At 45.6% G+C, this 5,138-nt stretch carries 6 protein-coding genes; 5 read left to right on the plus strand and 1 reads right to left on the minus strand.

The features are described from left to right. Nucleotides 1–69: 69 nt before the first annotated feature. Complete coding sequence (locus tag AB4653_RS14550; RefSeq protein WP_009846445.1) at nt 70–330, minus strand: DUF1289 domain-containing protein; 261 nt, start codon at nt 328–330, stop codon at nt 70–72. A 191-nt stretch (nt 331–521) separates the two neighbouring features. Between AB4653_RS14550 and AB4653_RS14555 the strand changes: the two genes are divergently transcribed. The 5 genes from AB4653_RS14555 to AB4653_RS14575 form a co-directional block, all read left to right on the plus strand. After that, nucleotides 522–968: an META domain-containing protein gene (locus AB4653_RS14555; RefSeq protein ID WP_009846444.1), complete on the plus strand. Its 447-nt coding sequence runs from the start codon at nt 522–524 to the stop codon at nt 966–968. 317 nt (nt 969–1,285) lie between these two features. Continuing rightward, complete coding sequence (locus AB4653_RS14560) at nt 1,286–2,452, plus strand: ABC transporter substrate-binding protein (RefSeq protein ID WP_032555185.1); 1,167 nt, start codon at nt 1,286–1,288, stop codon at nt 2,450–2,452. Between the two features lie 5 nt (nt 2,453–2,457). Further along, entirely contained in the window at nt 2,458–4,158 is a 1,701-nt protein-coding gene (locus AB4653_RS14565) for an ABC transporter permease (protein ID WP_032555184.1), read from the plus strand. Next, nucleotides 4,124–4,774 (plus strand): ATP-binding cassette domain-containing protein, encoded by a 651-nt coding sequence (locus AB4653_RS14570; protein ID WP_009846441.1) that lies wholly within the window; start codon nt 4,124–4,126, stop codon nt 4,772–4,774. The genes AB4653_RS14565 and AB4653_RS14570 overlap by 35 nt, the downstream gene beginning before the upstream one ends. Beyond that, the coding region (locus AB4653_RS14575) for a CDP-alcohol phosphatidyltransferase family protein (protein ID WP_372104545.1) at nt 4,764–5,138 on the plus strand (375 nt) is incomplete at its 3' end. The genes AB4653_RS14570 and AB4653_RS14575, both read left to right, overlap by 11 nt.

Consider the following 5,138-nt stretch of genomic DNA (forward strand, 5'->3'; position numbering starts at 1 on the left):
TATTACACCCCAACCATTATGTAAAGTAATAGTTACCTCGAGGTTAAATGAAATCTCAATACTTCCTCTTTAGCCGAAAAGATCTCTTTGGGGGCTTGTACTTCCCTCTTCGTCGACCGAGTTACCAACCAAGTTTTTTTGCTTCATTATTTTTCTTCTATAGCGTTGACGACACAGCTTTATGACGTGTAACTGTTCTGACGGCGTCATCGACATCCAATTAAAGCGCTCCTCCCTTTTACGCATACAGCCATTGCAATAGCCTTTGTCATCGCTTGAGCAAACCCCAACGCAAGGGCTTGGAACTTGGAAAAACTCTAACTGCTCCACCGCGCCTCCTTACATATTCAAAATTACGCTTACTATCTCAAAAATAAGCGATTAATTTGTCGCCTAGCTCATGAAATCCATACTAAACTATGACCTTATACTGACACATATAGTGTTTTGTAAACTATACTTTGAACCCATCAAGTTACACTTATTCGGTAACTTCGTTCTTTCCTTTGGAGCCTTATAATATGAAGTTTAGTTCAAAAAAATTACTAGCAGTAGCCGCTTTACCTATGATGCTAGCAGCATGCACAACAACAGGTGATAACGCGATGCAAGTAACACCAACCGATCTACAGCACCATAATTGGGAACTTGCGCAAATTGATGGCAAGAACATTGAGAAAAGCGAACACCAAGCGACACCTCGTCTAGAGATCGGCGAAAAGATGACAGCAAACGGCATGGCTGGTTGTAACAACTTCTTCGGTCAAGGCGAACTAAAAGACGGTCAATTCCGCATTAAGCAAATGGGCATGACAATGAAAATGTGTCACGGGTCTGCGATGGAAATCGAACAATCGGTTTCAGCGACTCTAAGCGAGTGGAGCGACGTAACACTAACAAACGATACGCTAGTATTGAAAAACGATGTACACACGCTAACGTACACAATTCGTGACTGGGTAAACTAATCCGTCAGAGAAACCAAATAATTGATTAAAGGAGCCCTAGTGGCTCCTTTTTTTATTGCTTTCTTACACTCATGATTCCTTAAAAACTGACACTCATCGCTTACTTTTCGTACCAAACCCCAATAAACCTAAAAAATCTATCATTTGAGTGCAATAAATTCATCAGTTCAACGGTCTGTTGCTAGGATGGTAAGAGCCCTTAAGTAATTGATTGAATTTACTGTTGAATTAGAAATTATTTCAGAAACAGATAGAATAACTGTAGGGAGTTCGAAATAACAATGCTCTTGCCCGTTCACTACCAAATGGAAAAGTTTATGAACAAGATAGTAAGTACGTTAGGAATCATGGCAACCGTTGCATACAGCGCAGCCATTTACGCTGATGAAGCAACATCAACCAATAGCTGGAACCAAATAGAACAGCAGGCAGAGGGACAAACTGTCTACTTTCACGCTTGGGGCGGAAGCCAAGAAATCAATCGTTACCTACAATGGGCAGGCAAGGAGTTACAAAGTGACTACGGTGTGACCTTAAAGCATGTAAAAGTAACCGACATTGCTGAAACGACTACTCGACTACTTGCAGAAAAAGCCGCAGGCAAGAACAGCGAAGGCAGTGTCGATATCGTTTGGATTAATGGTGAGAACTTTCGCTCGATGAAAGACAATGCGCTGTTATTTGGACCATTCACAGAATCACTTCCAAACTGGCAGTACGTTGATAAATCTTTACCAATTGATGTCGATTTCTCGGAGCCAACCGAAGGCTTAGAAGCACCTTGGGGCGTCGGACAACTGGTGTTCATTCACGACCAAGAGACGCTAAACAATCCGCCACAATCTTTTTCAGAGATGTTGAGCTACGCTCAAGCTTTCCCGAACCGCTTAAGCTACCCTCGCCCACCTGAATTTCATGGCACCAGCTTCATCAAGTCTCTACTGATTGAGCTAACAGACAACAACCCTGCACTGGCACAACCTGTTTCGGAAGACAACTTCCAAGAAGTTACAGCACCACTGTGGGCTTACTTAGATAAATTCCATAAAGTGGCATGGCGAGGCGGAAAGCAATTTCCTGCAGGTACATCTGAAAGCATTCAACTTCTGGATGACGGACAGCTCGACCTCGCGATTACGTTCAATCCAAACTCTGTTTATTCAGCACAATCAAGTGGCCGCCTAGCTGAAACTACCAAGGCCTATGCTCTAGAAAGTGGCGCTCTGTCTAACATTCACTTCCTTGCGATTCCTTGGAATGCTAATGCAAGTGCTGGCGCTCAGGTAACCATCAACTTCTTGTTGAGCCCAGAAGCACAATCGCGCAAAGGCGACCTCAATGTTTGGGGTGATCCTTCTGTATTAAGCAGCAAGTACCTGACTGGTAGCGCTAAGAATACTCAACAATTTAAATCGATTGATGAACCACACCCAAGCTGGCAAAACGCGCTCGAGAAAGAGTGGCTTAAGCGATACGGTAACTAAAATTCATGCTACGCGCTCTATATTTTGTTGTTATAGCTGTGTGCATTGTCCCTACGAGTCCTGGGGTAGCGGGAGTAGTGGCCTCGTCACTGAGTTTCATCCCGCCCCTAGGTTTAGAGGAACCAACACTCAACGGTTTTAACCAAGTCTTTCAATGGGAAGGGGCTTGGCACTCTATTGGTTTGAGCCTAGGGTCAGCAATTGCAAGCAGCTATATCGCCTGCTTCCTGACCTTTTGCATTCTTCAAGCCTCTTGGGGAAACAAGTTTTGGAGAAAGATTGAGTTAACGCTATCGCCAATGCTTGCCATTCCACATGTGGCTTTCGCTATCGGCTTTGCTTTTCTGTTTAGTCCAACGGGGCTTGGCGCAAGAGCCGTACATCACTTGCTCGGCGAATCAGCTACAAGCTCTGAATTGGCTTTGCTGATAAAAGATCCTTACGCGTTTGGCCTAATCATTATGCTCGCACTCAAAGAAGTGCCCTTCTTATTGCTGATGAGCATTTCGATACTTCAACAAATCGATGTTGAACGCATCACTAAGGTCAGTGCCTCTCTGGGTTATTGCCGTGCTCAGATCTGGTGGAAGTGTATTTTCCCACAATGGTTTACCAAGCTTCGCTTCCCTATGTTGGCGGTGCTTGCTTACAGCGTATCGGTTGTCGACATCGCTCTGATCATTGGCCCAACCAACCCACCTACCTTTGCCGTTTTGGTATGGCAATGGTTTAACGACCCAGACCTTAATCTATTACCACGAGCAGCAGCCGGAGCCATTGTTCTATTTGGCTTGGCTTCGTTGATCATCGCCCTCGCTCGTTTAATAGAATGGGCGGTTCTTAAGTACTTTCGAACTTGGCAGTATTCAGGAAGAACTGGGGCTAACTTGCCGGGGAAAACCGTATTTACAGTTCTTGCTAGCCTTTCATTGCTGATCATTCCTTTGATGGTGATTTGGAGTGTAGCTCAGCGTTGGCGCTTCCCTGATTTACTTCCAAGTCGCTACAGCATGCGTTTCTGGGAGTTTGAGTGGGATGGCATCATGAGCACCGTCGGGCAAAGCTTGTGGATTGGCCTTATTGCCGCTTCCGTTGCTTTATTACTCGCGCTGGTAGCTCATGAGTACCGAATCAAATACAAGTGGCAAGTTCCGGGCTTTATTATCGCGATTCCCATGTTGATACCTCAACTTTCGGTATTGTTCGGCATGCAAGTAACCACGCTTTATATCGGCAGCAGCGCCTATGAATTTTGGGTAATTTGGGCGCATGTTTTCTTTGCTTTCCCGTTTGTGTATCTGTCTTTGGATGGCCCTTGGAAAAGCTTCAATGACGGCCTGATAAAAGCCTCGTTGAGCTTGGGTAAATCGCCATTTCAGAGCTGGTACTCCATCAAGCTGCCTATCTTGTTACCCGCTATTGCCTTTGCTTGGGCGGTCGGGATCAGCGTAAGTTTGGCTCAGTACTTACCCACCTTGATGCTCGGCGCGGGCCGTATTAGCACAATCACCACAGAAGCCGTTGCCCTTACCAGTGGTTTCGACCGCAGAGTGACTGCAATTTATGCTATCTGGCAAGCCTTATTGCCTCTGTTCTTTTTCTCTTTAGCGATATTAGTCAGCCGACTTCAACTCAGATATCGCCGTCTTACTTTTAAAGGTTTTCTAACGAATGAGTCTGCACCTCAACGACCTCGCCATCCGTAAAAACGATGGAGATTCGCTGTTCTCAGCGCTAAATGTAACATTAGAATCTGGCCAAATACTGGCTTTGATGGGACCGAGTGGCTGCGGAAAGTCGACCTTACTGGATGCGATTGCTGGTCACTTAAGTGAAGAGTTTTCGTATTCTGGCACCGTTATTTTGAACGACATTCAGCTGGATGACCTGCCTTCACATCAGCGTGAAGTCGGTATTCTTTTTCAAGATGACTTGTTGTTCCCTCACCTCAAGGTATGGGAAAACTTGGCGTTCTCTCTGCCTAATTCAATTAAGGGCTCCGCTCGTCAACAGCAAGCGATGGCTGCACTAAAAGACATAGAGCTAACTCACTTGGCAGAGTCTTTCCCGGATCAAATATCTGGCGGTCAACGTGCAAGAATCAGCTTAACTCGTATGTTATTGGCGAAGCCGAAGCTCGCCCTACTCGACGAACCGTTTAGTAAGTTAGACCAAGAGTTAAGAGCACAATTTCGCGATTGGGTCTTCGAACAGCTGACAAAAGCAAATATCCCAACATTAATGGTCACGCACGACGAAGCTGACGTACCTCAAGGGGCGCAAGTGCTGTCTTGGCCATGGAGAAGTCATCATGCTGGATAAGTACTCCATCAAGGTCATTAAGTGGCCATTAAACCAATCAGCTAAGTTGCTGAGTCAATTCGGTATCACGGCAAATCAAACCACCTTATTTGGCTTTCTGGTCGGGTGTTTAGCGTTTCCGGCGTTGGCATTTCAACATTACGAATGGGCGCTAGGCTTCATTGTGTTCAACCGAGTATGTGATGGGCTTGATGGGGCCTTGGCTCGAATCCAAGGCATTAGTGACGCTGGCGGTTTTCTCGACATCAGCCTCGATTTCCTTTTCTATTCGTTAATTCCTTTTGGCTTTGTTATTGCGAACCCAGAACACAACGCCATTGCCGGTGCGTTTTTGATCTTCTCTTTTATCGGTACTGGCAGCAGC

Origin of the sequence: Vibrio sp. 10N.222.48.A3 (assembly GCF_041475345.1) — a bacterium.
Taxonomy (GTDB): domain Bacteria; phylum Pseudomonadota; class Gammaproteobacteria; order Enterobacterales; family Vibrionaceae; genus Vibrio; species Vibrio tasmaniensis_A.

Coding starts and splice junctions, on each gene's coding strand:
- AB4653_RS14560 (WP_032555185.1), top strand. CDS start 1,286: ATGAACAAGATAGTAAGTACGTTAGGAATCATGGCAACCGTTGCATAC.
- AB4653_RS14570 (WP_009846441.1), top strand. CDS start 4,124: ATGAGTCTGCACCTCAACGACCTCGCCATCCGTAAAAACGATGGAGAT.
- AB4653_RS14565 (WP_032555184.1), top strand. CDS start 2,458: ATGCTACGCGCTCTATATTTTGTTGTTATAGCTGTGTGCATTGTCCCT.
- AB4653_RS14555 (WP_009846444.1), top strand. CDS start 522: ATGAAGTTTAGTTCAAAAAAATTACTAGCAGTAGCCGCTTTACCTATG.